The following is a 25,252-nucleotide window of genomic DNA, read 5'->3' as shown; positions in this document are numbered from 1 at the left end:
CGGTCTATCAACGCGCCGGATGACCCCCGTTGCAAGACGAGGACAAAGTCCAATCCAATGGGCAGGACTTGGCATGCGCCTGGATACTGGAAACGATTACGGTGCGGTGGTCCATACATTACAAAGTTTTATGCCGTCCGGAATTGCATATGGCTTTCAGCGAGGGGCTGGTCCGATTAACCTGCCGCCGGTGGGCTCTGGCGCGGAGGCGGGGGATGGCGGAAAAAGGCGGTCTTTGGGAGATGGTCCGTACGGTCACGGTTGCGGGGCTGGTGGCGCTGGGAGCCCGCTCGGTGGTGGCGCAGCCCTTCCACGTCCCGTCGGGATCGATGGAGCCGACGCTGGAAGTCGGCGATTTCCTGTTCGCCAGCAAGTTCCCCTACGGATACAGCCGCTATTCCTTCCCGCTCGACGCGCTTCCCATCGCCGGGCGGGTGCTGGGCCATGCGCCGGAGCGTGGTGACATCGTCGTCTTCCGTCTGCCGCGCGACCCGGAGCAGGTCTATGTGAAGCGGCTCGTCGGGCTGCCGGGTGACGTGGTGCAGATGCGGGACGGCATTCTGCATGTGAACGGCCAGCCGGCGGTGCTGGAGCGCCTGGAGGATTTCGTCGAGACGGGAGCCGACGGGGCCCGCCGGACCATCCCGCAATATGTGGAGCATCTGCCGGGTGGTCCGACGCACCGGGTCCTGCATGTGGCCGGGCGCGACGGCCTGGACGATACCCCGTCGCTTCGGGTGCCGGATGGCCATTACTTCATGTTGGGTGACAACCGCAGCAATTCGCTGGACAGCCGGGTTGCGGCAACGGCCGGCGGCGTCGGGTTCGTTCCTGCCGAAAACCTCGTCGGCCGAGCCGACCTGCGGCATTTCTCCGTCGATCCGACCGCGCTGGACGAACCGACCCGCTGGCCGGCGGCCCTGCGGCTCGACCGCATCGGGCTGATCCGCTGATCCGCTACCCTGCGGCGACCCTCATACCATCCTGTCGGGCGGGCTTCGTCAGGTGGGTTTCATCGCCACATAACGGACGAAGCGCAGGCCGCTGCCCAGCACCCGCAACCGTGCCCACCACAGCGCCAGTTCGCGCTTCAGCGCGGCCAGCACCGGAGCCGGCGGCACGGCGGCAGCCAACGTGTCGGCCAGCTTGCGCACGCGGTCGATGATGTGGCGGCGGTGCAGCTGGGTCAGATCCTCCGAAATGCGGAGGTCGAGGTTGCGCTGGGTCAGTTCGTCGGCCATGCGGGTGGCGGTCCAGGGATAGACCTCCATCGGCTCCTCCTCCCGCCAGCCGTTCCAGCTGTCCCAGGAGCCGGGGGTGCCGTCGATCACATAGTCGTACAGGGCGATACCGCCCCTGGGTTTCACGCAGTCGCCGAGCCGGTCGAGGAACAGGTCCTTGTCGCGCACGCGGTGGAGGATGCGGTCGGCCATCACGAGGTCGAAGCTGCCGGCCTGGTTGAAATGCTCCGGGTCGTAATGGGCGATGGGTGCCTTCTTCGACAGGTCCAGCGCCTTCGACCGGTCCATCGCCAGCTTCGCCAGCAGCGGCGACGGCTCCAGCCCGGTTACCCAGGTGTCGCAGCTTTGCACCAGCGCGCGGGCGGTGCCGCCCAGGCCGGCCGACAGGTCCAGCACGCTCTTGGCCGGGTTCAGCCCGAAGGATCGGACGGAATCGACCATCCACGCCGCCTCCTCCGGCCCGGTCATGTCCTGACCCCACAGAAGCTGCGCCCCCTCGCTGCGCGCCGGCGACCAGACCGGTTCGCCGTGACGGTCGAGTTGCATCAACGCCAGCCGGTCCAGTTCCGGGTTGTCGGTGGGCGGGGCCGGCGGCACGCTTGCACCCGACGGCGCTGGAGATGTGGCGCTGCCGACCGCATCGACCGGGCCGGGCTGCCGACGGCCCGCCGGAGCGCGTGGGTCGGCCCGGTTCGAAATGCGGGGCAGGCGGGACAGGTCGTAACCTTCCCACCACGCAGCCAAACGGATGCGCCAGTCGGGGTTACGCCACCGCTCCAAATCCTGCGGACTGATCTGCGGCACCACGCATCTGCCCTTTCCAGGTCAAGCGGCGGATCACCAACCTACCACTTTTGGGTATAGTCACGACATTCGGCGCCGTGATTTAGAAGTAGGTTGGCCTGATTTGTCTGTCAAGAAACCATTATTTAACGATTTCGACTTCGTTTTCGCCAATTGTCGGAAAATTTTACCGGTTTTTGTCTGTCCGCCCGCTCTGTGCGGGCATTGCGGCAGCCGGGACGCCTCCCTATACTCCCGTCGCAACCGACGAAGGGGGCTTCGCGTGCCGATCGAAACCGGTGAGTCCACCGGCAATCCCTGGACCGTGCTGACCAGCACGACGAAATACGAGAATGCCTGGATGGAGGTGGTCGAACACAAGGTTCTGACCCCGAAGGGCTCTCCGGGCATCTACGGCGTCGTCCATCCCCGCAGTCTTGCCACCGGCGTGGTGCCGGTCCATGCCGACGGCACGGTGACCCTGGTCGGCCAGTACCGCTTCCCCTTGAAGCAATACAGCTGGGAAATTCCCGAGGGCGGCGGGCGCAAGGGCGTCGAACCGCAGGAATCCGCCGCACGCGAGCTGCGCGAGGAAACCGGCCTGACGGCGCGGCGCTGGATGCCGCTGATGACGCTGCACCTGTCCAACTGCATCACCGACGAGGTGGCCCACACCTTCGTCGCCTGGGATATGGAGCAGGGCGAGTCCGCGCCCGACGAGACCGAGGTGCTGGCGGTGCGCCGCGTGCCCTTCGCCGAGGTGATCGACATGGTGTTGTCCGGTGCCATCACCGACGCCATGGCGGTGGCCAGCCTGCTGAAGCTGCGGGTGCTGGCGGCGGAAGGCGCGCTGCCCGAGGATCTCGCCCGCAGTCTCCGCGCCTGACCTGTCAGCCATTCGATCCGCCACCAATTCGGACCCCCATGACCGTCATTTCCGGCCACGCCGTCGCCATCGATTTCGAGACCGCCAACGAGACCCGCACCAGCGCCTGCTCCATCGGCGTCGCCTGGATCGAGAACGGCCGCGTGACCGGGACGGAAGAGCATCTGATCCGCCCGCGCGAGCCGCGTTTCAACCCCTTCAACAGTGCCATCCACGGCATCCGGGAAGAGGACGTGGCCGACGCGCCCGAATTCCCGGAGGTGTGGGCGGCCTTGCGGGAGCGGGTGCAGGGCCGGCTGATCCTGGCCCACAACGCCGCCTTCGACGTCAGCGTGCTGCGCCATACCCTGACCGACTATGGCTTGGACCTGCCGGCCTGCGACTATCTTTGCACCGTCATGATGGCGCGCCGGGCCTGGCCGGCCCTGACCGGACACCGGCTGAACCATCTGGCCGATTTCCTGGGGATCGCGCTCCACCACCATCATGCCGGCAGCGACGCCGAGGCCTGCGGCCGCATCGCTCTGGCCGCGGCGCTGGAGATGGGGCTGGGCGGCTTCGGCGAGGTCGAGCGCACCGGCATTCGACTGGGCTGCATCTCCCCCGGCGGCAATTCCCCCTGCAAGGGCGGCAAGGCGTCGCCGCGCCGCCCGCGCGTGGTGGCCTGACGCGTCAGCCGACGCCTTCCCATCATCGTTCCCTGCGTTCAAATTTTTGCGATCGGCTTTGCGCTTCAAATCGATTCCGATTTTTCGCGATCCGATCTAGGCTCCCGCTCCACCGTGTGAAGGAGCGAACCGCATGCTGTTCATGTTCCATTGCGTCGACAAGGCGGGTGCCGCCGATGTCCGCGCCGCCAACCGTACCGAGCATCTGGCCTATCTGGAAGCCAATGCCGCCCGCATCTTCGCCGCCGGCCCGCTGCTGTCGGACGACCAGAGCGGCATGGTCGGCAGCCTGCTGATCGTCGAGTGCGCCGATGCCGCCGACGCGCAGGCCTTCGCCGACGGCGACCCCTATGCCAAGGCCGGCCTGTTCGACAGCGTGACGATCCGGCCCTGGCGCCGCGTCTACCCCAAGGCCTGAGCGGGAGAGCGCTGGCGATGGCCTACTGGCTGGTGAAATCCGAGCCGTTCAAATATTCCTGGGACCGCATGGTCGCCGATGGCCGGACCCATTGGGACGGGGTGCGCAATTACCAGGCGTCCAACAATCTGAAAGCGATGGAGGTGGGCGACCGCGCCTTCTTCTATCACTCCAACGAAGGGCTGGAGATCGTCGGCATCGTCGAGATCGTCCGCACCTATTACCCGGATCCCAGCGACGAGTCCGGCCGCTTCGGCATGGTCGACGTGGCCCCGGTGATGCCGGTGAAGACTCCCGTCACGCTGAAGCAGATCAAGGCCGATCCGCAACTTCAGTCGATGGCGCTGGTGCGTCAGTCGCGGCTGTCGGTCTGCCCGGTCACCGACGGGGAGTGGGCGCGGGTGTGCGATCTGGCGGGAGTCGGCGTGCCGGCCTGAGGGGCCGAGCGGGGCGAAAGCGGCCCCGCTCTTCACTGAAAACCCTACTCCGCCGCTTCCTGCATTGCCGCGTGGAAGTCGTTGGTCGCCTGCAGCATGCGGCGGGCGATGTCCGCCATGCCGGCGGCCGAGACGGCGCCGAGGGGGCCGCCGAGCGTGCGCAGCGTGGCGTCGATGGCCATCAGGCTGGTGCGGTCGGCCATTCCGGCGAGACGGTCGCTGCGGTCGCCGGCTTTCGGAAGATCGTCCGCGTTCGTGGTGCTGGGCATCGCGATCCTTGCCGCCGCTGATCGTTACCGTAATGCAGCAACTCTATAGCTGCCGGCGGGTTAAGGTCGGGTTAAGCAAGGGATCGTCCGTTACAGGACGGACATCCCCGCACGCTGCCCCGCATGCTGCACCGCGGCGCGGCGGATGGTCGCGGAGCCGGACCGCTGCCCTTCCAACCCGGTTGGCGGCGCGGTCACAGACGCATTGGCATGCCTCGGTATGCTTGGAGAAGAAACAGTCTCGCGCTGCAAAATCAGCGACACAATCCTCCTTTGGTCGGGGGGCCTGCGGGGGCCGATTTGCTTGTTCGTCCCGCAACTTGTGTGGATAATGCCGCTCAATTCCGGGCGGCGGCCCGCCGCCCTCCAATCATCTTCCGGCCAATTCGGAAGCACCACGGGGGAATCGCACTCATGACCGACAACAGCTTCTTTCCGGTGAAGCCCGAGATCGCGGCCGCCGCCCACGTGAATGCGGAAGCCTACGCCCGCATGTACGAGCAGTCGGTCAAGGACCCCGAGGCGTTTTGGGGCGAGCAGGGCAAGCGGCTCGACTGGATCCAGCCCTACAGCAAGGTGAAGGACGTCAACTTCAACGACGACGTCCATATCCGCTGGTTCTACGACGGCACGCTGAACGTGTCGGCCAACTGCATCGACCGCCATCTGGCGACCCGCGGCGACCAGACCGCGATCCTGTTCGAAGGCGACGACCCCGGCGTTTCCAAGGCCATCACCTACAAGGAACTGCACGAGAAGGTCTGCCGCCTCGCCAACGTGCTGAAGAAGAACGGCGTCAAGAAGGGCGACCGCGTCACCATCTATCTGCCGATGATCCCGGAGGCCGCCTATGCGATGCTGGCCTGCACCCGCATCGGCGCCATCCACTCCATCGTCTTCGGCGGCTTCTCGCCCGACAGCCTGAAGGACCGCATCGTCGACTGCGACAGCCATTTCGTCATCACCTCCGACGAGGGTCTGCGCGGCGGCCGCAAGGTGCCGCTGAAGGCCAACGCCGACAAGGCGGTGGCCGGCGCGCCGACGGTCAAGCATGTGCTGGTGGTCAAGCACACCGGCGGCACCGTCGCCTGGACCGAGGGCCGCGACCTCTGGTACCACGAGGAGATGGAGAGCGTCTCCGCCGACTGCCCGCCGGAAGAGATGAACGCCGAGGATCCGCTGTTCATCCTCTACACCTCCGGCTCGACCGGCAAGCCGAAGGGCGTGCTGCACACCACCGGCGGCTATCTCGTCTATGCGTCGATGACCCACCAGTATGTCTTCGACTACAAGGACGGCGAGGTCTACTGGTGCACGGCCGACGTGGGCTGGGTCACCGGCCACAGCTACATCGTCTATGGCCCGCTCGCCAACGGCGCCACCACGCTGATGTTCGAAGGCATCCCGACCTACCCGGACGTCTCGCGCTTCTGGCAGGTGATCGACAAGCACAAGGTCAACATCTTCTACACCGCCCCGACCGCCATCCGCTCGCTGATGCGCGAAGGCGAAGGCCCGGTGAAGAAGACCTCGCGCGCAAGCTTGCGGGTGCTGGGTTCGGTCGGCGAGCCGATCAATCCGGAAGCGTGGCTGTGGTACTATAATGTGGTCGGCGACGCCCGCTGCCCGATCGTCGACACCTGGTGGCAGACGGAGACCGGCGGCATCCTGATCAGCCCGCTGGTCGGCGCCATCGGCCAGAAGCCGGGCTCCGCGACCAAGCCCTTCTTCGGCGTCCAGCCGGTCGTCGTCGACAACGAAGGCCAGATTCTGGAAGGCGAGACCGAGGGCAACCTCTGCATCGCCGATGCCTGGCCCGGCATGATGCGCACGGTCTACGGCGACCACGAGCGCTTCATCCAGACCTACTTCTCGACCTTCGCCGGCAAGTACTTCACCGGTGACGGCTGCCGCCGCGATGCCGACGGCTATTACTGGATCACCGGCCGCGTCGACGACGTCATCAACGTGTCCGGCCACCGCATGGGCACCGCCGAGGTCGAGAGCGCGCTGGTCGCCCACCCGAAGGTCGCCGAGGCCGCGGTCGTCGGCTATCCGCACGACCTGAAGGGCCAGGGCATCTACGCCTACGTCACGCTGAACGCCGGCGAGACGCCGACCGAGGAACTGCGCAAGGAACTGGTCGCCTGGGTCCGCAAGGAGATCGGTCCGATCGCCTCGCCCGACCTGATCCAGTGGGCTCCCGGCTTGCCGAAGACTCGCTCCGGCAAGATCATGCGCCGCATCCTGCGGAAGATCGCCGCGAACGAGCATGACAGCCTGGGCGACACCTCGACGCTCGCCGATCCGGGCGTGGTGACCGACCTGATCGATAACCGCATGAACAACGCCTGACGGTGTGTTTCATGCAAAAGGGGCGCTCCGGTGGGGCGCCCCTTTTTTCTTTGCCGTGTCAGATCCTTACCCCAACGGCACGACCATCCTCAACGCTCCGGCAGCATCAGCGGGGCGGCGGGGGAGATGGTGAAGGCGGTGGGGGAGGGGTGACGCTCGACGATCCGCTTACGGGCGTCTTCCGCGCTTTCCGCGGCGATGGCGTAGGTGCGGATGCCGGTCCAGGGGGCGGTGGCGTCCAGCGCCTCCACCGCGACATACCACAGCGGGCCGCTGGACCGGGCGACGCGGTCGACGCAATAGAACTCCATCGGTGTCAGGGCGTCGTCGTCGGTGACGGCCGACTGCAGCGACAGGATCTCGCCCTCGACCTCCGCCGCCTCGCGGCGCAGGCCGGCCAGGGTTTCCTCCGCCTCCACCCGGCGGACCGAGGCGAGCTTGGCGTAGTTGGCGTAGACGTCCAGCCGCTCCTTCAGTGCGGTCAGCTTCTCCGACTGGCGGCGGGCGCGGATGCCGAGGATGCGCTCGGCCAGCACGCCGATCACCAGGCTGGTGACGGCTCCCAGAAGCCAGACGGGGCTCATGGTGCGGAGGCTCCGGCAACAGCGTCTTCGTCCGCATCCTCGCTGGAGACGGTAACGCCCACGCCCTCGTGGAAGATGTTGCGGGTCAGCATCTGGGCGGCGGCGAAGTCGGAGGCCCAGACCTGCGCCTCGTTCCCGAAGCGCCAGATGGCGGGGTGGACCACCGCCTTGGCATCGGGCCGGGCAGTGAAGCCCGGAGCCATCGCCAAGCGGAAGGTGAAATGGTTGCGCCCCGGCTCATGCCGGCCGATCTCGTGGATGAAGCGGCGCGCGGCGGCGGTGCGCTTGCCGCTGCGGCGGTTGAGGACCAGCTTGTCAGTCGACAGCTCCACCAGTCTTGCCTTCGTCGCCTCGATTTCGGCCTGCATGGCCTCCAGCTCGTTGGCCTGGAGTTCCAGCGCGTCGCGTTCGGCGGTCAGGGCTGCGCCGCAGCGGCGGATTTCCCGATCCGTCCGCAGGATCAGCCCGCGGCGGATGACCAGAAACAGCAGGGTCGCGCCGATGCTGAACAGCGCCAGCAGCATTTCCGACGTCATACGCGCCCGCTCCGCAAACCATTCGGCACTAAGGGAGTTGCCAAGGGAGTTGTAGCGCAATCCGCCTGGGCACGCATCACAAGCAAGTGCCTCAAGGGCTTAAAAAATCCGAGCGTAAAAAGCGGCGCCCTGCAGGGCGCCGCATCCGTCAGCCAAGCGAACCAAAGCTTATTTCCGCTCGCCGATGGCGGCCTGGGCCGCCTTCACCAGATCGGGGCCGATCTGCTTGGCCCACTTGTCGAAGACCGGCTGGGTGGCGGTCTGGAAGGCCTTCTGCTGGTCCGGCGTCAGGCGCACGACTTCGACGCCCTGGGCGGTGATTTCCTTCAGCAGGCTGTCGTCCTCGGCGGTGATGCCCTTGCGGGAGATCGCGACCTCTTCGGCCGCGGCCTGGACGGCGGCGGCGCGCACGGCCTCCTGATCCTCCTTCGACCAGCTGGCCCAAACCTCCTTGTTGACCACGAAGATCAGCGGATCGGCGACGTAGCCCCACAGGGTCAGGTTCTTCTGGCCCAGCGTGGCGAGCTTGGCGGCGACGAAGATCGCCAGCGGGTTCTCCTGCCCGTCGACGGCGCCGGTCGACAGGGCCGGCTGCGCGTCGGCCCAGCTCATCTGCGTCGGGTTGGCGCCGAGGGCCGTAAAGGTGTCGAGGTAGAGCGGCGAGCCGACGACGCGGATCTTCAGCCCCTTCAGGTCTGCCGGCGTACGGATCGGGTGCTTGGAGTTGGAGATCTCGCGGAAGCCGTTCTCGCCCCAGGCCAGCGGCATCACGTCCTTGGTGGCGAGCAGATCGAACAGCTTCTTGCCGACCTCGCCCTGGGTCAGGGCATCCAGCGCCTTGTGGTCGGGCATCAGGAAGGGAAGGGAGAAGAGGTTCAGTTCCTTTATCTGCGGCGACCAGTTGATGGTGGAGCCGACCGCCATGTCGATGGTGCCTTGGCGGAGCGCGGTGAACTCCTTGGTCTGGTCGCCGTTCACCAGCGAGGTGCCGGGATACATCTTGATGTTGATGCGGCCGCCGGTCTTCTCCTTGACCAGTTCGGCCCAGCGGTCGCCGCCGACACCCCAGGGGAAGGGCTTGCCCAGAACGGTCGAAAGCTTGTACTCCGCCTTGTAGTCGGCAGCGTTCGCCGCACCGGCAACCAGAGCCGGAACCGTCAGAGCGGCCAGCGCGATGCCGGCGAGCAGAGCCTTCAGCGATTTCATGCTTGTTTCCTCCCAAGCGCCCTATACGAAAGATACGGACCGGGATCGTACAGATGCACGCAGGACTGTTCCACGCGCAATTTGAAGCGACCGTCCGCGGTCCGAACAATGCGGCCATGCGGCGCAGCCGCATTACGGTCAGGCGGCGCAGCCGCAATGCGGCCAAACGGCTGGTCCTGGCGCTCGGCGCTTGCGTCTGGGTGACGTTGCCCGTCGCGGGCCTTGCCCAGGGACTGCCCGGCCCGGCGACCCCGATGGGGCCGAACCCCAGCGAGTGCGAAATCCAGGCGGCACTCCTCGGCACCACCGGACCCAACTGCCCGCCGGTGGCGATGCAGCGGCCGGCCGCTCCGCCGCCGGCCATGCCTTCCGTCGCCCCACCGGGCCAACGGCCGGGACCGGTGACGGTACCGCCGCTGCCCGGACCGACCGCCATGCAGGCGCCGGAACTGCGCGCCGCCTTCCGGGTGGAGTTCGACTTCAACTCCGCCGTCATCCGGCCGGAATCGCGGGAGATCCTGGACAAGGTGGCGGCGGTGATGGGAACGGCCGGCACCACCCGCTTCCGCATCGTCGGCCACACCGACGCCGTCGGCGGCGACGCGGCCAACCTCGCTTTGTCCAAGCGGCGGGCGGCGGCGGCGGTGGAGTATCTGGTGTCTCGCCACCGCATCCACGCCGACCGGCTGGAGGCGTCCGGCATGGGCGCGCGGGAACTGCTGTTGCCCGACCAGCCGAAGGCGGCGGCCAACCGGCGGGTGGAGATCGTCAATCTGGGGGGCTGAAGTTTTTTCGGATCCGCCAGGAACCTTCGGCGGGATGGGGTGTTGCGCAGGGGCGCCGACGGGCCTATCGGCCGTTGCCGCGCGCCTCCCTCCAACCCCCGACCGGGAGAGCCGATGCCGGATCACACCCCCGTTTCCATCGACAGCCACCGCATCGCCGACGACGAGGTCGGCAAGCCGGCGGTCTTCGGCGCCATCCTGTCCGGCCAGCCGCTGGAGATTCACCGCAACATCTTCGAGGGCGACTACAGCCGCTTCCGGTCGGGGGTGTGGCAGTGCACGCCGGGCCTCGTCGCGATGAAGGACTGGCCCTATCACGAGTTCTGCGTCCTGCTGTCGGGCCGGGTGATCATCACGCCGGAGGGCGGAACCCCGCGGGAATACAAGGCCGGCGACGCGCTGGTGCTGCCGATGGGCTTCACCGGCACCTGGGAGATCCTGGAGACGGTGCGCAAATACTATGCGGTCCAGGCGCGCCAGCCGCTGCTGCGGCGGATGAAGGCGCGGGTGAAGGGCTGGCTGCGGCCCGATAAGGAGAATGGGGGCGCCAAGGGCGGGCCGGCGGCGAATGCGCAGCCCGGTACCGCGTTCTGACACCTCGCCATCCGCCGGACGCCCGTGTTAGGGTCCGCCGCGCCGTCTGCCCGGACGGCCCCCGTGCAAGACACTGACACCGGTGCGTCCCATCATGATCCAGGCCCCCCGTACCCTCACCGAGATCGCCGAAGCGCTGGGCGCCGCGGTCGAAGGCGACGGCTCCCTCACGATCCGCCGCGCCGTCCATCCGTCGGAAGCGGAAGGGCCGGAGGATCTGGCGCTGGCGATGGACAAGGATCTGCTGGCCCTGCTGCCCGGCAGCAAGGCGGTCGCTGCTGTCGTCGCCGAAGGGGTCGAGGTGCCGGAGGGCATCAAGGGCCGCATCGTGGTGAAGCGCCCGCGCTACGCCATGGCGGGGATGCTCGACATCTTCGAACGTCCGGTCCATGCCGAGCCGGGGGTGTCGCCGCAGGCCTATGTGGCGCCCGACGCCATGGTGGCGCCCGATGCCTCCATCGCCCCCTTCGCCTATGTCGGCCCGCGCGCCCGCATCGGCGCCGGAGTGGTCATCCTGCCGCATGTCACGGTCGGGGCCGATGCGGTGATCGGCGAGGGCAGCCTGCTGCATCCCGGCGCCCGCATCGGCGAACGGGTGGAGATGGGTGCACGCTGCATCGTCCATCCCAACGCCGCCATCGGCAATGACGGCTTCAGCTTCGTCACGCCGGAGCCGGGCAGCGTCGAATCCGCCAAGACCACCGGCCGCGTCGTCGGCACCAACGTGCTGATCCGCCGGGTGAATTCCATCGGCACGGTCGTGCTGGGCGACGATGTCGAGGTCGGCGCCGGCGCCACCATCGACCGCGGCACGGTGACGGCCACCCGCATCGGCAACGGCACCAAGATCGACAACCTCGTCCAGATCGGCCACAACGTCCAGGTCGGCACCAACTGCATGCTGTGCGGCCATGTCGGTATCGCCGGCAGCACGGTGATCGGCGACCGCGTGGTTCTGGCCGGCAAGGTCGGCGTCGCTGACCACATCAAGATCGGCAGCGACGCGGTGGTCGCGGCCAATTCCGGTGTCGGCATGAATATCCCGCCGAAGTCGGTGTGGATGGGCTATCCCGCCGTGCCGCGCGCCCGCGCCTTCGAACAATACAAGGGCCTCGCCCGCCTGAAGCGCCTGTTCGCCGACGTCTCCGACCTGAAGAAGCGCCTGACCGCCATCGACGGCGGCCCGGTGACGGCCGAGGCGGAGCCGGCGGAGCAGCAGGAATAGACCGGCGATCCCGCCGTCTTCGCCCTTCATCGTTCAACCACAATCGTTCCCATGACCTCCGGCCAGAACCCCACCCGTGAATCGATCCTTGGCGGCCCGGCCGTCATCCTGGTGCAGCCGCAGCTCGGCGAGAACATCGGCGCCTGCGCGCGTGCGATGCTGAATTGCGGGCTGACCGACCTCCGCCTCGTCAAGCCGCGGGACGGCTGGCCGAACCCGAAGGCGAATGCCGCGGCGTCGGGGGCCGACCTCGTCATCGACAACGCGAAGATCTTCGAGACGACGGCCGAGGCGGTCGCCGATCTGGAGTCGGTCTTCGCCACCACGGTGCGCACCCGCGACATGATCCAGCGCTTCGTCACCCCGCGCGTCGCGGCCGGCGAGATGCGGGAGCGCTATGCCGCCGGCCAGAAGGTCGGGGTGATGTTCGGGCCGGAACGCACCGGGCTGTTCAACGACGACCTGACCCTTGCCCAGACGCTGGTGACGGTGCCGCTGAACCCGGCCTTCTCCTCGCTCAACCTGGCCCAGGCGGTGCTGCTGATCGGCTACGAGTGGTTCCAGGCCGGCGACCGCACGCCCGACCGCTTCCTGCACACCGGCCAGACCCGCCCGGCGACGATGGCGGAGCGGGTGAACTTCTTCGAGCGGCTGGAGGCGTCGCTGGACCGCACCGGCTTCTTCACCAGCGAGGCGAAACGCCCCTCGATGATCCGCACCCTGCGCAACGCCTTCGAGCGGATGGAGATGACCGAGCAGGAGGTGCGTACCCTCCACGGCGTCGTCACCGCCCTGGTCGAGGGCGACAAGCGGAAAGGCGGGAGTTAAGCCGCAAGCACCGCTATAGTGGGCGTCCATGGACTATGCGTTGCAGAACATGGATGTCGGGCTGGTGCTGCTGGACAGCGCGCGGCGGGTGCTGGCCCTGAATCCGGCGGCAGTGCGGCTGCTGGGCGACCGCGCGGCCGGGCTGGTCGGCGCCTATCTGCACGACCTGCACCCGCCCTCCCACCGCGCCAAGGTGGAACTGCTGATGGCCACCGCCACCGATCCCGCCGCCCCGGCCTCGGCCTGTTCGATGATGGTGGCGCTTCCCGGCCGGGTGCTGGTGGTGAAGGCGACCGCACTGGCGCCCGCCACCGCGGCGGGGGAGGGGAGCGCGGTCACCGCCCTGATGCTGATGGAGGCAGCGCGGCCAACCGCCGCCGATGCGCAAACCCCGCCACCGCAGCTCTCCGCATCGCAGGTGCCTGAACCGCTGGTCAAGCTGCCGGTGGAGAAGGGGCAGGGGATCGTGCTGCTCGATCCGGCCGATGCGGTCTATCTCCAGGCCGACGGCCATTACACCACCGTCCACACCGCCGACGGAGCCTTCTTCTGCGGCCTTCCCCTGTCGGAACTGGAGGCGCGGCTCGACGCCCGGTCCTTCGTGCGCACCCATCGCGGCTACATCGTCAACCTGCGCCATGCCCGTGCGGTGGAGCGGCAGGACGGCCGCGCCGCCTTCGTCATGGCCGCCCCCGGCGCCCCCCGCGTGCCGGTCAGCCGCAACCGGGCCGAGGCGCTGAAGAAACGCCTAGCGCTGTAGCCGCTGCTCCATTTGCCGCGCCAGCGCCGGCCAGTCGCGACCGGGCGAGGCCCAGTTCGCTTCGCCATGGGTGGCGTGGCCCGGCAGCGGGCAGGCCAGGAAGCGGCCGGCCGCTCCCAGCGTGTAGTGCAGGCAATAGTCGATGGACCGCCGTTCGATGCGGAAGCGGTCCCAGACGGCGCTGTCCTCGCGCAGCGTCGACAGCCGGCAGGCCCAGGTCATGGTGGTGCTGGCGGTGAATTTCCAATGGCTGAGCGGCCGGCGCAGCACGCAGGTATCCTCGCCGCCGGCCGCGATCACCCCATGCAGGCCGGTGGCAGCGGGGTCGGCGTATTTGTCGGCATGGTCGTACAGCGTCACGTAATCGGCGATCTGCAGCCCCTCCGCCAGCAGGGCGCGCGCGCCCGGCAGATGCAGATAGTCGTCCTCCAGGAAATAGACGATGGCGTCACGGTCATGCTGGCGGTCGGACAGGTCGGCCAGAGCCAGCGCCTTGGCATGCAGGAAGGAGCCGTGATGGCCCAGCGCCGTGCGCTGGACTACACCGGGGTGGAGGCAGCCGGCCTGGGCCAGCATCGCCTCTACCCGCTCCACCGTATCGTCCCGGCAATTGTCGGCGATCACCCGCAGCTCGTCGGCGGCCGGACGAAAGACGTCGAGGAAATTGGCCAGACAGGCGAAGGGGCCGGCGATCTTCTCCTTGGGATTTCCGCGGTCGCTCAGCCGGTAATACACGCGCAGCCCGCCGGGAGCGGGTGGGAAGCGCCGCCGGTCATGAAGCCGCCACCGGGCTCCGCCGCTTGCCATCTGCCGGTGGTGCAGAGCCAGGGCCAGATCGCAGAAGCCGTCCTCATGGTCCGGCTCGACCGCCAGCAGCCGGGACAGCCAGCCCACCGCCGCCTCCGCCGGGCCATGGCGCAGGGCCGCGACACCGGCATTGCGCAGGGCGGCGGCATCGCCCGGAGCGAGGGCGAGGGCGTTGCGGAAGGCCCGCACAGCCGTGGCTCCGTCCTCCTGCTGCAAGGCCAGCGCGCCGAGGTCGGTATGGAGGTCGGAGCGCAGCGGATGCCGGGCGGCGGCTTCGCGGAGGGCATCGACGGCGCCCGCCCGGTCGCCGGCCTGCTGACGGGCGGCGGTCAGTCGGCGCCAGGGCATGGGATCGCCCAGCGTCAACAAGGCTGTGCGGCGCAGCCAGACCATCGCGGCGTCGGCGTCGCCGCGGGCCTTCATCATGGCGGCGAGGTTGGCGGCATATTCGGCGCGGGCCGGGTCGCAGGCGCAGGCGCGGCTTTGGCGCGCGACCGCATCCGCCGCGCCGTCGCCCCCCTGCTGGAAGCGGACGATTGCGGAGAGCTGCCAGGCGTCTCCCGTCTCCGGCTCCCGGCCGAGAAGTGCGATGCAGGCTTCGTAGGCCTCCTGCCGGCGTCCCTCGCGGAAAAGCCCGGCCGCCGCCGCTAAGTCATGAACCGCCATATCCCGCCCCGATCGTCCGCCGGTTGCATTCGTGGCGCGAGAGTGGTCCGTGGACCGGACCGTGGTCAAGCCTCGGCGACGGTTCCGTTCATGCAGCGATCCCGCCATTCGCGCAGGCCGGATGCCGCTGGTGCAGGGCCGCTTGATCACAGGCGTGCCGGCGGGGAAGCATCGGGCCAATCTTCCCCATCCCTGCCAACCGGCCCCTGCCAACCAGAATGAGGAGCCCGCTTCCGTGGACAGCATCGACGCGCCCGACCGCTATGTCTCGTTCAAGGGGATCGACTGCGAGGGCAACAGCCACCGCATCATCGACCGCCTTTACATGCACATCGACGACCCCGCCAAGACCAACGCCTTCTGGGAGCGGTTCCGCGCCAAGCTGGCGGTGGCCGAGGATCCGCTGAAACGGCAGGCCGACGGGCTGTGCCTGCTGTGCGCCAACATCTATTACATCGCCGACCTGTTCGAGGAGCATGACGACGAGGACGGGCTGGCGATGCTGCGTCAGCTGGAGGACGAGTGCTGCTGACCCGTCAGGGCCTGGGAGCCGTCCTGGCTGCCGGTTCCCTCTCGGCCTCCTTGTCCGCCGCGGCGTAGGCGACGCGCCAGACCGTGCCGGAGGCGTCCTCGGCGATCAGCAGAGCGCCGTCGGCGGTCACCGCCAGCCCGCTCGGCCGGCCCCAGACCTTCGGGGTCTCGTCGCCCTCCGCGGCACTCCCCGTTGCGGTCCCTGCGGCCGGGGTGACGCGGAAGCCGGTGACGAAGGTCTCGTAGGTGCCGGTCGGCCGGCTCTTGTCGAAGGGCGCGGTGTCGAAGGGCACGAAGGCGATGGCGTAGCCGGTCGGACGCGAGCGGTTCCACGACCCGTGCAGCGACACGAAGGCGCCCATGCGGTAACGCTCCGGGAAATGCGTGGCATCGCCGAAGACCAGCCCGATCGGAGCCGAATGGGCCTGGAACAGCAGCCCCGGCACCAGCGCTGCCTTCACCAGATCGGGCCGCCGCCCGGCAAGGTCGGGCTGCGGGTTGTTGCCGATGTAGGAATAGGGCCAGCCATAGAAGCCCCCCGGCTTCACCGCCGTCAGGAAATCGGGAACCAGCTGGTCGCCCAGCCCGTCGCGCTCGTTGACCACGGCATAGAGGTCGCCGGTGCCGGGTTTGAAGGCAAGGCCGACCGCGTTGCGCAGGCCGGCGGCGTAGGTGCGCTGGCCGCTGCCGTCGATGCGGAATTCCTGGATGGTGGCGCGCGGTTCCGGCTCCACCCCGATGTTTCCCTCCGATCCGATGCCGACATAGAAATGCCGCCCGTCCGGCGCCACCGCGACGGAGCGCGTGGCATGGCCGCCGCGCTTGCCGAAGGCGCCCTCCGGTGTCAGCCGCTGCCGTTCCCCCGCCTGGGTCGTCCCGGCGGTCCAGGGCAGCCGCCACACCCCGGCCAGATCGCCGACCAGCACCGCCCCGTCATGGAAGGCGAGGCCGAAGGGATGGTCGAAGCCGTCGGCCCAGACCTGGGCCATCTCCGCCCGGCCGTCGCCGTCGGCATCGCGCAGCAGGGTCAGGGTGCCCGGCCGCTGCTGGGCCACCAGCACGTCGCCGTTGGGCAGGACCAGCAGGTTGCGGGCATTCTCCACATGGTCGCGGAAGAGGGTGACGGTGAAGCCGCGCGGGGCGCGCAGGGGCTGTTCGCCGGGACGCGGCACCAGTTCCGCCTCGTTGGCGACCGCGGGCGTGGCATAGGGCTTCGGCAGGGTTTCGATCCGTACATGCACCTCGGCGCCGACCGTCTGCATCGGATCCGACCGCACCGGGCCGGTCAGGGCCGATTGCGCCAGGGCCGATTGGACCAGGAGCGACTGGAGCAGGGCCGGGCCGGCGGCCAAAGCCAGCAGAGTGGCGAGCAGGAAAGGCTTGGGCGGCGGGGGGCGGCGGTCGGCCATCGGACGGGCGCTTTCACGGCGGAGGCGAGGGCGAAGGGGGCAGGGCCGGCATGACAAATATCGGACGTGAATATGGGGACGATGCCCCAGCCGTTGTACGAACACAGGCGGTGCAAGGGGGGCTGTACCGGAGGGGTCCCCCGCAAGCGCCGGGTGTCGCGAACGTCACCCTTGCGCCCATCAAGTTGCTTGCGGACGCAGCCGGCGCCAGACCATACTCCGACCGATGTAGGCGGAAGGACCGGCGGGTGGCGCCGGTTGCCGGCGGCGGTGCGGCGACAACTCTGCAATGATGGACAGACACCCGATCGACGCTGCGGCACTCACGCTTTCCCCCACGCGCACCCGTCTGCTGCTGGCCGCGGCCTTCGCGCTGATCGCGCTGCTCGGCGCCGGCTTCTGGGGCTATGTCGTCTGGGCCGACCGGGAAGAGACGCTGCGCAACAGCCGGGAACAGGCCCAGTCCACCGCCCGCCTGCTGCAGGAGCATGTCCGGCGGACGGTTGCGACCGCCGACCTTGCCATCGGCCGCGTGCAGGATCTGATCCGGTATCACGGCATGCCCGGCCTGGACACCAACCGCGACGCCTGGATCACCGTCCGCGACATGGTGGACGGCCTGCCGGAGATCGCGGCGCTGTGGGTGCATGGCCCGACCGGCGACAATGTGCTGACCAGCCGACAGTTCCCGGCGCCGGCCGGCAACATCGCCGACCGGCTTTACTTCCGCGCCCATCGTGACGGCGCGGATTTCCACATCGGCGAGCGGATCACCGGGCGGCTGACCGGCGCGCAGTTCTTCACGGTCAGCCGGGCGGTGCGGCAGGACGGCGCTCTGCTGAGCGTCATCCACACCAACATCGAGCTCGACTATTACCGGATGCTGTACGAGGGGCTCGAACTCGGTGCCGGTTCGGCCATCGCACTCTATCGCACCGACGGCAAGCCGGTGCTGAGATTCCCCACGACCGAGCCGCTGGACGGGCCGGAAGGGCCCACGGTGCTGCGCCATGCGGCGGAGGCGGCGACCGAAGTGTTCCAGATCGACGGACCTGGCGGGAGCGGCAAGCGGATCCTTGCCTATCAGCGGGTGCCGACCCTGCCGCTGATCGTCTTCGTCGCCCTGTCGGAGCGGACGGAACTGGCTCCCTGGCGGGAGCGTACGCTCCGGGGCAGCATCCTGGTCGGGCTGGCGGTGCTGGCCTGCGCCGGTCTGGCCTATACCGCGCTGCGCAGCCTGGAGCGCGAGGTGGCCGGCCGCCGCATGCTGGCCGACACCAATGCCGAGCTGGACACCAAGAAGAGCGAGCTGGAAACCGCCAACGAGGCATTCGCCAGCGCCAACCGCCGCTTGAACCTGATCCTGCATTCGGCGTCCGACAGCATCTGCGGCATCGACCGCGACGGGATGATCACCTTCGCCAACCCCGCCACCTCGGCGCTGACGGGCTATTCCAACGAGGAGCTGCTAGGCGGCAACCTGCATGCGCTGATCCATTCCCTCCGTGCCGACGGCAGCCACTTCCCGGCCCTGGAATGCCCGGTGACCGAGGTGCTGCTGAGCGGGGAGAGCCGGCGCGGGCTGGAGGACACCTATTGGAGCAAGGCGGGAAAGCCCTTCCTGGTAGAATATACGGCTTCCCCGATGCTGGCCGAAGGCAAGGTCGAGGGTGCCGTGGTGGTCTTCCACGAGATCGCCGAGCGCAAGAGGGCGGAGGCGGCGATGCAGCGCGCCCGGCTGGCGGCGGAGGCGGCGAGCCGTTCCAAGAGCGAGTTCCTGGCCAACATGAGCCACGAGATCCGCACGCCGATGAACGCAATCCTCGGGCTGATCCACCTTTTGCAGCAGACCGCGCTGAACGGCCGGCAGGCCGATTACGTGCAGAAGGTGCGGGTGTCGGCGCAGTCGCTGCTGGGCATCCTGAACGACATCCTCGACTTCTCGAAGGTGGAGGCCGGCAAGCTTGAGCTGGAGCGGGTCGATTTCCGTTTGGACGACCTGTTGCAGACGCTGGCGGTGATCGTCGGATCGGCCGCGCAGGAGAAGGACATCGACGTCCTGTTCTCCGTTGCGCCGGACGTGCCGCTGGATTTGATCGGCGATCCGCTGCGGCTCCAGCAGGTATTGATCAACCTCGCCGGCAACGCCATCAAGTTCACCGAGGCGGGAGAGGTCGTGGTGTCGGTCGGGGTGCGGTCGCTGGGCGATGAGCGCGCGGTGCTGGATTTCGCCGTGCGCGACACCGGCATCGGCATCGCGCCGGAACAGCGTGACCGGCTTTTCCAGGCATTCAGCCAGGGCGACAGCTCCACCACCCGGCGGTTCGGCGGCACCGGGCTGGGGCTGGCGATCTGCGCCCGGCTCGTCCGGCTGATGAAGGGTGCGATGGATGTGGAGAGCGTGCCGGGCAAGGGCAGCGTCTTCCGCTTCCAGGCGGAGTTCGACCGCCATCCCGGCGGGGCCGCGGCCGGTCGGCTCGACTCCCACCCGCGCCCGGTGCCGCGCGACCTGACGGTGCTGGTGGTCGACGACAACCCCACCGCGCGCGAGGTGCTGGGCGCCATCGCCACCGCCTTCGGCTGGACCGTCACCGCCTGTTGCGACGGCCAGAGCGCCATCGCCGAACTGGAACGTGCCGCCGCGGCAGGGCATGCCTATGACATGGTGCTGATGGACTGGAAGATGCCGGGGATGGACGGCATCGAGGCGGCGCGCCGTATCCGCGCCGATGTCCATGCCGGCACCCCGATGATCATCGTCATCAGCGGCTATGGCCGCGAGCGGCTGGGCGCCCGCTTCGAGGAGGCTGGGATTTCCGGATTCCTGGTGAAGCCGGTCACCGCCTCTACCCTGCTCGACGCCGTGACCGTCGCCTATGCCCAAACCGGGCATGGCGCGCCCCTCCTGGCATCTCCGGTTCCGGCGCCGTCCGGCGGCAGCGGGCTGAGCGGGCCGCCCTGGGACGCCAGCCGGGCGCTGCATGGCCGCCGGCTGCTGCTGGCCGACGACAACGACATCAGCCGGCAGGTGGCGTTCGAGATCCTGGAGCGCGCCGGCGCGTCGGTCACCACGGCATCGACGGGGCGGGAGGCGTTGGAGTGCGTGCGCGCGGCCGGCCAGCCGTTCGACGCCGTGCTGCTGGACGTGCATATGCCGGATATGGACGGCTTCGCCGCGACCGCCGCGATCCGCGCGCTGCCGGGCGGGCAGCAGATGCCGATCATCGCCATGACGGCGAGCGCCTTGCCGGAAGACCGGCAACGCTGCCTCGACAACGGAATGGACGCCCATGTTCCGAAGCCGCTCGACCTGCCGCAGCTGTTCGCCACGCTGGCCCGCTGGATCGGGCCGCCGCTGGTGGCGGTGCGGCCCTGCGCGCCCTGCGATGCCGGCCCCGTCCCGCTGCACGGCGACGCCATGCTGACGCGCCTCCCGGCTCCGCCGATGCCGGTTGGCCGTCCCGCCGGACCGCTGGCCGATTTGCCCGATGGATTGCCGGGCATCGACCTTGCCGATGCGCTCAACCGGCTGGGCGGGGACACCGACCTGTTCCGCCGCTTCATCGGCCAGTTCGCCGATGGCTATGGCAACATCGCCGAACGGATCGCCGCGGCGGTGAACGGCAACGATCTGGCCACCGCCAAGTCCATCGCGCATGAACTGAAAAGCGTCGCCGGCAACCTCGGTGCGCGCCGCCTGTCTGTCGCCGCCGACGCGTTGCAGATCGCCGCCTACAGAGACGATGCCATTGCGGCTGCGGCCCAGGTGCCGGTGCTGCGCAGCGAACTGGCGCTCGTGCTGGAAAGCGCGCAGCGGCTGCGTGTGGCGCCCGGCGGAAAGACGGGGCCGGCAGAAGGGCCGGCAATGCCAGGCCGGTCGGCGGAGAGCCGCGCGCAGCTGGGGAACCGCCTGCCCCAATTCGCAACTTTGTTGCAAGAGAGTAACTTCGCAGCGGCGGAGGAGTTCGCTATGCTGGCGCCGTTGCTGACGGACTGGGTCGAGCCTTCGACGATGAAGGGGCTTTCCACCGCCATCGACGGTCTGGACTTCACCAAGGCGCTTGGGATCGTGCGGCGGATCGCGCGAGACCTCGGCCTCCCGTTAGCGACGGTCTGAACGCGCCCATGGCCGACCTCCGCCCGAAAATCCTGGTGGTGGACGATATTCCGTCCAACGTCCATGTGCTGAGCCGCATCCTGAAGGATGATTACGACATCTATTTCGCCACCGACGGCGAGAAGGCGTTGGATCTGGTCCAGGCGCGGATGCCGGATCTCGTCCTGCTGGACATCATGATGCCGGGGATGGACGGGTTTGAGGTGTGCCGGCGCATCAAGGCCGATCCCGCCATCCACGACATCCCCGTCATCTTCATCTCCGCCAAGAGCGAGGTGGAGGACGAGACCCGCGGGCTTGAGGTGGGGGCCATCGATTTCATCACCAAGCCGATCAGCCCGCCCATCGTGAAGGCGCGGGTGCGCAACCATCTGCTGCTGAAACGGCAGACCGACCTGTTGCGCAGCCTTTCCTTCCTTGACGGGCTGACCGGCATCGCCAACCGCCGCCGCTTCGACGATACGATGGCGCGCGAATGGCGGCGCTGTGCCCGGTCGAACCTGCCGCTGTCGCTCATCATCCTCGATGTCGATCATTTCAAGGCCTACAACGACCATTATGGCCATCAGGCCGGCGACGAATGCCTGCGCGTGGTGGCCGAATTGCTGTCGGACCGGGCAAAGCGCCCGAGCGACCTCGTCGCCCGCTATGGCGGCGAGGAATTCGTCTGCCTGTTGCCGGAGACCGACGGTCCCGGCGCCGTCCGCGTGGCGGAAGGTTTCCGGACCGGCGTCGCCGAATGCCGCATCCCGCATGCGCAGTCGCCGGTCATCCCCCATGTCACAATCAGCCTGGGGGTCGCCACCGTGATCCCGTCGGCCGACGGCAGCCCCGAACAGTTGGCGGAGATGGCCGACCAGCTGCTCTACCGCGCCAAGCGCACCGGCCGCAACCGCGTGCAGGACGCCACGGTGCCGGCGTTGTGACGGCGCCGCTGCCTAACACATCCTTTTACGATGTCCGCGGCCGCGGTTTCCCGCGCCGTGCGCCGCTGGCCGATGGCTGGGACTGGATCGACCGCCGGGTTGCTGCGCCTGCCGCAAGGGTCCTGCCCGTGTCGGACTGCGGCGGGCTGCGGCTGGCCGACGCCGTCGCTGCGCAGGGAGACTGGCCCCCGGCCGACCGTGCGGCGGTGAACGGCTATGCCGTCGCGGCGGCCGACACGCTCGGCGCCGGCTCCTACAACCCGGTGCCCTTGACAGCAGCGGTTGCGGTGAGCGCAGGCGATCCTCTTCCGGCAGGCTGCGACGCGGTGATCCCCTATGAGGCGGCGCAGGCCGTCGGTCCCTTCATCGAGGCCATCGACGCGGTGGCGCCCGGCAGCGGGGTGGAGCGGCAGGGCGCCTGGACCGCCGCCGGAAACGCGCTGCTGCCGGCCGGGCGGCGCCTGCGCCCCGGCGATCTCGGCCTGCTCGCCGCCGCGGGGCATGACACCGTATCGGTCCTGCCGGCGCCGCGGGTGCGGATTCTGATTGCCGGCGGTCCCAAGGCCGGCGCGCCGGAGCAGGTCGCGGCCATGCTGGCGGCGCTGGTCGGGCGCGACGGCGGGGGGGGCGAGGCGGTCGAGGTCGTGGCGGCCGATCCGGACGCCCTGGCTGAAGCCTTCGCCCGGCCGGGCGCCGACCTGATCCTGTCGGCCGGCCGAACCGGCACCGGCCCCGACGATGTGGCGGCGCCCGCCCTGGCCTGCGCCGGCAGCATCGACCTGCACGGCATCGCCATGCGGCCGGGCGGCAGCGCTGGGCTGGGCGTCGCCGGCGCCGTGCCCGTGCTGCTGCTGCCGGGGGAGCCGATGGCGGCGCTGGCGGCTTACGAACTGCTGGCCGGCCGCGCGGTGCGGCGCGCCGCCGGCTTGCCGGCCGATCTGCCCCATGCGACGGTCCGGGCGGTGACGGCGCGCAAGCTGGTGTCGGAAATCGGTTGCCTCGACCTGCACCGGGTCCGGCTGGACAGGGACGGCAGGATCGAGCCGGTGGCCTCGCCCGGCTGGCCGGGACTGGCGGCGGCGGCGCGGGCCGACGGTTTCGTCCTGATCGGCGCGGACAGCGAAGGCGTGCCGGACGGCGTTCCCGTCACCATGTACAGGTTCGACTGATCTTATCCTGCAAGGGTTTGCCGCGTGCACAGTTCCGACCGCAGCCGCGAGGACATCCGCCGTTTCGTCGCCCAGGCCGCCCGCCAGGACCAGTTCCTGGAGGTGGTCAGCGGTGAGGAGGCGCGCGCCCGCTTCCACCGTCATCTCGACCTGTCGCCACGGGGGGAGGAGCGGGTGCCGCTGTCGGCCGCCCTGGGGCGCGTGCTGTCCGCCGATGTGACGGCCGATGTGGATGTCCCCGGTTTCGACCGCTCGGTGGTCGACGGCTTCGCGGTGCGCGCCGCCGACACGGTGGGTGCTGCCGAGGACCGCCCGGTCGCCCTGCGCCTGAACGACGAGGTGCTGGCCGCCGGCCATGCCCCCGAACTGACGGTGGAGCCCGGCACCGCGACGGTGATCGCCACCGGCGGCATGCTGCCCCGCGGCGCCGACGCCGTGGTGATGGTGGAGACGACCGAGGCGGTGGAGCGGCCCGACGGCCTGTTCGTCACCCTGACCCGCCCGGCCACCCCCGGCGCCTTCGTCGCCGCCGCCGGCTCCGACATCGGCCGGGGCGAAGTGGTTCTGCGCAAGGGCCAGTTGCTGACCTCCCGTGAGATCGGCGTGCTCGCCGCCATCGGGCTCGGCGAGGTCGCGGTGGTGCGCCGGCCGCGCGTCGCCATCCTGTCGACCGGCGACGAGATCGTGGCGCCGGGCCAGCCGATCCGCACCGGAGCGGTCTATGACAGCAACGGCGCCATTCTGGCCGCGGCCGTCGCCGAACTGGGCGGGGAGCCGGTGCCGCTGGGCATCGCCCCGGACGAGGACGAGGCGCTGGAAAGGCTGGTCGCCCGGGGGCTGGAGTGCGACGCGTTGCTGCTGTCGGGCGGCACGTCGAAGGGGGCAGGCGACCGTTCCCACCGCATCGTGGCGCAGCTGTCGGACCCCGGCATCGTCGCCCATGGCGTCGCGCTGAAGCCGGGCAAGCCGCTGTGCCTCGCGGTGACAGGCGGCAAGCCGGTGGTGATCCTGCCGGGCTTTCCGACCTCGGCCATGTTCACCTTCCACAGCTTCATCGCCCCGGTGATCCGTGCCCTGGCCGGCCAGCCGCCGACACTGGCGGAGGAGGTGCCGGCCACCCTGCCGGTGCGGCTGGGGTCGGAGCGTGGGCGCACCGAATATGTCATGGTCTCGCTGGTCCATATCGCCGGTGGGGGCGCCAATGGGGGCGCAGGTGGGGACGAGCTGGCGGCTTATCCGCTGTCGAAGGGGTCGGGGGCGGTCACCGCCTTCAGCCATGCCGACGGCTTCCTCGCCATCGACGCCCAGGCCGAAGCGGTGGAGGCCGGCACAAAGATGTCGGTCCAACTGCTCGGCCGTTCGCTGACTCCCGCCGACCTGATCGTGGTTGGCAGCCAGTGCATTGGCCTGAACGCCGTGCTCGGCCGCCTGATCGGTGGGGGGATGACGGTCAAGGCGCTGAATGTCGGCTCGATGGGCGGGCTGGCGGCGGCGCGGCGCGGGGAGTGCGATATCGCCCCCGTCCATCTGATGGACCCCGCCACCGGCGCCTACAACAGGCCGTTCCTGGCACCGGGTCTCGACCTTGTCACCGGCTACCGCCGCATGCAGGGCATCGTCTTCCGCCGCGGCGATCCGCGGTTCGAGGGGCGGACGGCGCAGGAGGCGGTGGCCGCGGTCGCCGGTCTGGCCGACTGCATCCTGATCAACCGCAATGCCGGCAGCGGCACCCGCATCTTGACCGACCGGCTGCTGGGGCCGGCGCGGCCGACCGGCTACTGGACGCAGGCCAAATCGCACAACGCCGTCGCCGTCGCGGTGGAGCAGAACCGTGCCGACTGGGGCGTCGCCATCGAAACCGCGGCGAACCTCTATGGGCTGGGCTTCCTGCCGCTGCAGGAGGAGCATTACGATTTCATCATCCCCGCCGCCCGTCGCGACCGCCCGGCCGTCCGCCGCTTCGTCGAGGCGCTGGAGATGCTGGAGGTTGCCGACGCCCTGCGCGCCATGGGGTTCATCAGATAGGGTCTGGAGATAAGGTTTGGCCCAATC

Annotated in this window: 23 protein-coding genes; 16 read left to right on the top strand and 7 right to left on the bottom strand. The window is 69.0% G+C overall.

Annotated features, from left to right (window positions below):
* Nucleotides 1-215 precede the first annotated feature (215 nt).
* Complete coding sequence (gene lepB / locus GBZ48_RS10170; protein ID WP_174470932.1) at nt 216-953, top strand: signal peptidase I; 738 nt, start codon at nt 216-218, stop codon at nt 951-953.
* 48 nt (nt 954-1,001) lie between these two features.
* Here lepB and GBZ48_RS10165 read toward each other — a convergent pair whose 3' ends face one another.
* Nucleotides 1,002-2,045: a class I SAM-dependent methyltransferase gene (locus GBZ48_RS10165; protein WP_343049517.1), complete on the bottom strand. Its 1,044-nt coding sequence runs from the start codon at nt 2,043-2,045 to the stop codon at nt 1,002-1,004.
* Nucleotides 2,046-2,307: 262 nt separating this feature from the next.
* On the opposite strand from GBZ48_RS10165, the gene GBZ48_RS10160 reads away from it, so the two are divergent.
* The 4 genes from GBZ48_RS10160 (at nt 2,308) to GBZ48_RS10145 (ending at nt 4,433) form a co-directional block, all read left to right on the top strand.
* Nucleotides 2,308-2,910 (top strand): NUDIX domain-containing protein, encoded by a 603-nt coding sequence (locus tag GBZ48_RS10160; RefSeq protein WP_174470930.1) that lies wholly within the window; start codon nt 2,308-2,310, stop codon nt 2,908-2,910.
* Nucleotides 2,911-2,948: 38 nt separating this feature from the next.
* Nucleotides 2,949-3,578 (top strand): 3'-5' exonuclease, encoded by a 630-nt coding sequence (locus tag GBZ48_RS10155; protein WP_174470929.1) that lies wholly within the window; start codon nt 2,949-2,951, stop codon nt 3,576-3,578.
* A gap of 133 nt (nt 3,579-3,711) precedes the next feature.
* The gene (locus GBZ48_RS10150) at nt 3,712-3,996 is read left to right on the top strand and encodes a YciI family protein (protein ID WP_174470928.1); all 285 of its coding nucleotides are present in this window, start codon (nt 3,712-3,714) and stop codon (nt 3,994-3,996) included.
* A 17-nt stretch (nt 3,997-4,013) separates the two neighbouring features.
* Entirely contained in the window at nt 4,014-4,433 is a 420-nt protein-coding gene (locus GBZ48_RS10145) for an EVE domain-containing protein (RefSeq protein WP_174470927.1), read from the top strand.
* A gap of 44 nt (nt 4,434-4,477) precedes the next feature.
* Here the strand turns inward: GBZ48_RS10145 and GBZ48_RS10140 are convergent, their stop codons facing one another.
* Entirely contained in the window at nt 4,478-4,702 is a 225-nt protein-coding gene (locus GBZ48_RS10140; RefSeq protein WP_174470926.1) for a hypothetical protein, read from the bottom strand.
* 414 nt (nt 4,703-5,116) lie between these two features.
* On the opposite strand from GBZ48_RS10140, the gene acs reads away from it, so the two are divergent.
* Complete coding sequence (gene acs, locus GBZ48_RS10135; RefSeq protein ID WP_174470925.1) at nt 5,117-7,057, top strand: acetate--CoA ligase; 1,941 nt, start codon at nt 5,117-5,119, stop codon at nt 7,055-7,057.
* 89 nt (nt 7,058-7,146) lie between these two features.
* Here the strand turns inward: acs and GBZ48_RS10130 are convergent, their stop codons facing one another.
* From GBZ48_RS10130 to GBZ48_RS10120, 3 genes are all read right to left on the bottom strand, one after another.
* On the bottom strand, nt 7,147-7,641 hold the full coding sequence (locus GBZ48_RS10130) for a hypothetical protein (RefSeq protein WP_174470924.1): 495 nt from the start codon (nt 7,639-7,641) through the stop codon (nt 7,147-7,149).
* Complete coding sequence (locus GBZ48_RS10125; RefSeq protein WP_174470923.1) at nt 7,638-8,177, bottom strand: hypothetical protein; 540 nt, start codon at nt 8,175-8,177, stop codon at nt 7,638-7,640. The genes GBZ48_RS10130 and GBZ48_RS10125 overlap by 4 nt, the downstream gene beginning before the upstream one ends.
* Nucleotides 8,178-8,345: 168 nt before the next feature.
* Entirely contained in the window at nt 8,346-9,383 is a 1,038-nt protein-coding gene (locus GBZ48_RS10120; protein ID WP_174470922.1) for a DctP family TRAP transporter solute-binding subunit, read from the bottom strand.
* Between the two features lie 53 nt (nt 9,384-9,436).
* Between GBZ48_RS10120 and GBZ48_RS10115 the strand changes: the two genes are divergently transcribed.
* The 5 genes from GBZ48_RS10115 (at nt 9,437) to GBZ48_RS10095 (ending at nt 13,575) form a co-directional block, all read left to right on the top strand.
* On the top strand, nt 9,437-10,168 hold the full coding sequence (locus tag GBZ48_RS10115) for an OmpA family protein (protein ID WP_174470921.1): 732 nt from the start codon (nt 9,437-9,439) through the stop codon (nt 10,166-10,168).
* A gap of 114 nt (nt 10,169-10,282) precedes the next feature.
* Nucleotides 10,283-10,762: a cupin domain-containing protein gene (locus GBZ48_RS10110; protein ID WP_174470920.1), complete on the top strand. Its 480-nt coding sequence runs from the start codon at nt 10,283-10,285 to the stop codon at nt 10,760-10,762.
* 94 nt (nt 10,763-10,856) lie between these two features.
* Nucleotides 10,857-11,987, top strand: coding sequence for a UDP-3-O-(3-hydroxymyristoyl)glucosamine N-acyltransferase (gene lpxD, locus GBZ48_RS10105; RefSeq protein ID WP_174470919.1), 1,131 nt, complete (start codon nt 10,857-10,859; stop codon nt 11,985-11,987).
* A 51-nt stretch (nt 11,988-12,038) separates the two neighbouring features.
* On the top strand, nt 12,039-12,815 hold the full coding sequence (locus GBZ48_RS10100; protein WP_109047974.1) for an RNA methyltransferase: 777 nt from the start codon (nt 12,039-12,041) through the stop codon (nt 12,813-12,815).
* Nucleotides 12,816-12,843: 28 nt separating this feature from the next.
* Nucleotides 12,844-13,575 (top strand): LytTR family DNA-binding domain-containing protein, encoded by a 732-nt coding sequence (locus GBZ48_RS10095; RefSeq protein WP_174470918.1) that lies wholly within the window; start codon nt 12,844-12,846, stop codon nt 13,573-13,575.
* Here GBZ48_RS10095 and GBZ48_RS10090 read toward each other — a convergent pair.
* On the bottom strand, nt 13,564-15,048 hold the full coding sequence (locus tag GBZ48_RS10090; protein ID WP_174470917.1) for a tetratricopeptide repeat protein: 1,485 nt from the start codon (nt 15,046-15,048) through the stop codon (nt 13,564-13,566). The genes GBZ48_RS10095 and GBZ48_RS10090 overlap by 12 nt on opposite strands.
* A 235-nt stretch (nt 15,049-15,283) precedes the next feature.
* On the opposite strand from GBZ48_RS10090, the gene cowN reads away from it, so the two are divergent.
* Nucleotides 15,284-15,580: a N(2)-fixation sustaining protein CowN gene (cowN, locus tag GBZ48_RS10085; RefSeq protein WP_174470916.1), complete on the top strand. Its 297-nt coding sequence runs from the start codon at nt 15,284-15,286 to the stop codon at nt 15,578-15,580.
* 4 nt (nt 15,581-15,584) lie between these two features.
* Here cowN and GBZ48_RS10080 read toward each other — a convergent pair whose 3' ends face one another.
* A complete protein-coding gene (locus GBZ48_RS10080) occupies nt 15,585-16,988 on the bottom strand; it encodes a PQQ-dependent sugar dehydrogenase (RefSeq protein ID WP_174470915.1) in 1,404 nt (467 codons plus the stop codon).
* Nucleotides 16,989-17,277: 289 nt separating this feature from the next.
* On the opposite strand from GBZ48_RS10080, the gene GBZ48_RS10075 reads away from it, so the two are divergent.
* From GBZ48_RS10075 to GBZ48_RS10060, 4 genes are read left to right on the top strand one after another with little or no spacing between them, the layout of a single operon-like run.
* A complete protein-coding gene (locus tag GBZ48_RS10075; RefSeq protein WP_174470914.1) occupies nt 17,278-21,105 on the top strand; it encodes a response regulator in 3,828 nt (1,275 codons plus the stop codon).
* Nucleotides 21,106-21,113: 8 nt separating this feature from the next.
* The gene (locus tag GBZ48_RS10070) at nt 21,114-22,031 is read left to right on the top strand and encodes a diguanylate cyclase (protein ID WP_174470913.1); all 918 of its coding nucleotides are present in this window, start codon (nt 21,114-21,116) and stop codon (nt 22,029-22,031) included.
* Nucleotides 22,028-23,200: a molybdopterin-binding protein gene (locus GBZ48_RS10065; RefSeq protein ID WP_343049516.1), complete on the top strand. Its 1,173-nt coding sequence runs from the start codon at nt 22,028-22,030 to the stop codon at nt 23,198-23,200. The genes GBZ48_RS10070 and GBZ48_RS10065 overlap by 4 nt, the downstream gene beginning before the upstream one ends.
* Nucleotides 23,201-23,224: 24 nt before the next feature.
* Nucleotides 23,225-25,225, top strand: coding sequence for a molybdopterin biosynthesis protein (locus tag GBZ48_RS10060; RefSeq protein ID WP_174470912.1), 2,001 nt, complete (start codon nt 23,225-23,227; stop codon nt 25,223-25,225).
* Nucleotides 25,226-25,252 lie beyond the last annotated feature (27 nt).

Source organism: Azospirillum melinis (assembly GCF_013340935.1).
Classification (GTDB): domain Bacteria; phylum Pseudomonadota; class Alphaproteobacteria; order Azospirillales; family Azospirillaceae; genus Azospirillum; species Azospirillum melinis.
Note: the sequence above shows the minus strand (reverse complement) of the source record. Positions and strands in the feature narration are given on the sequence as shown.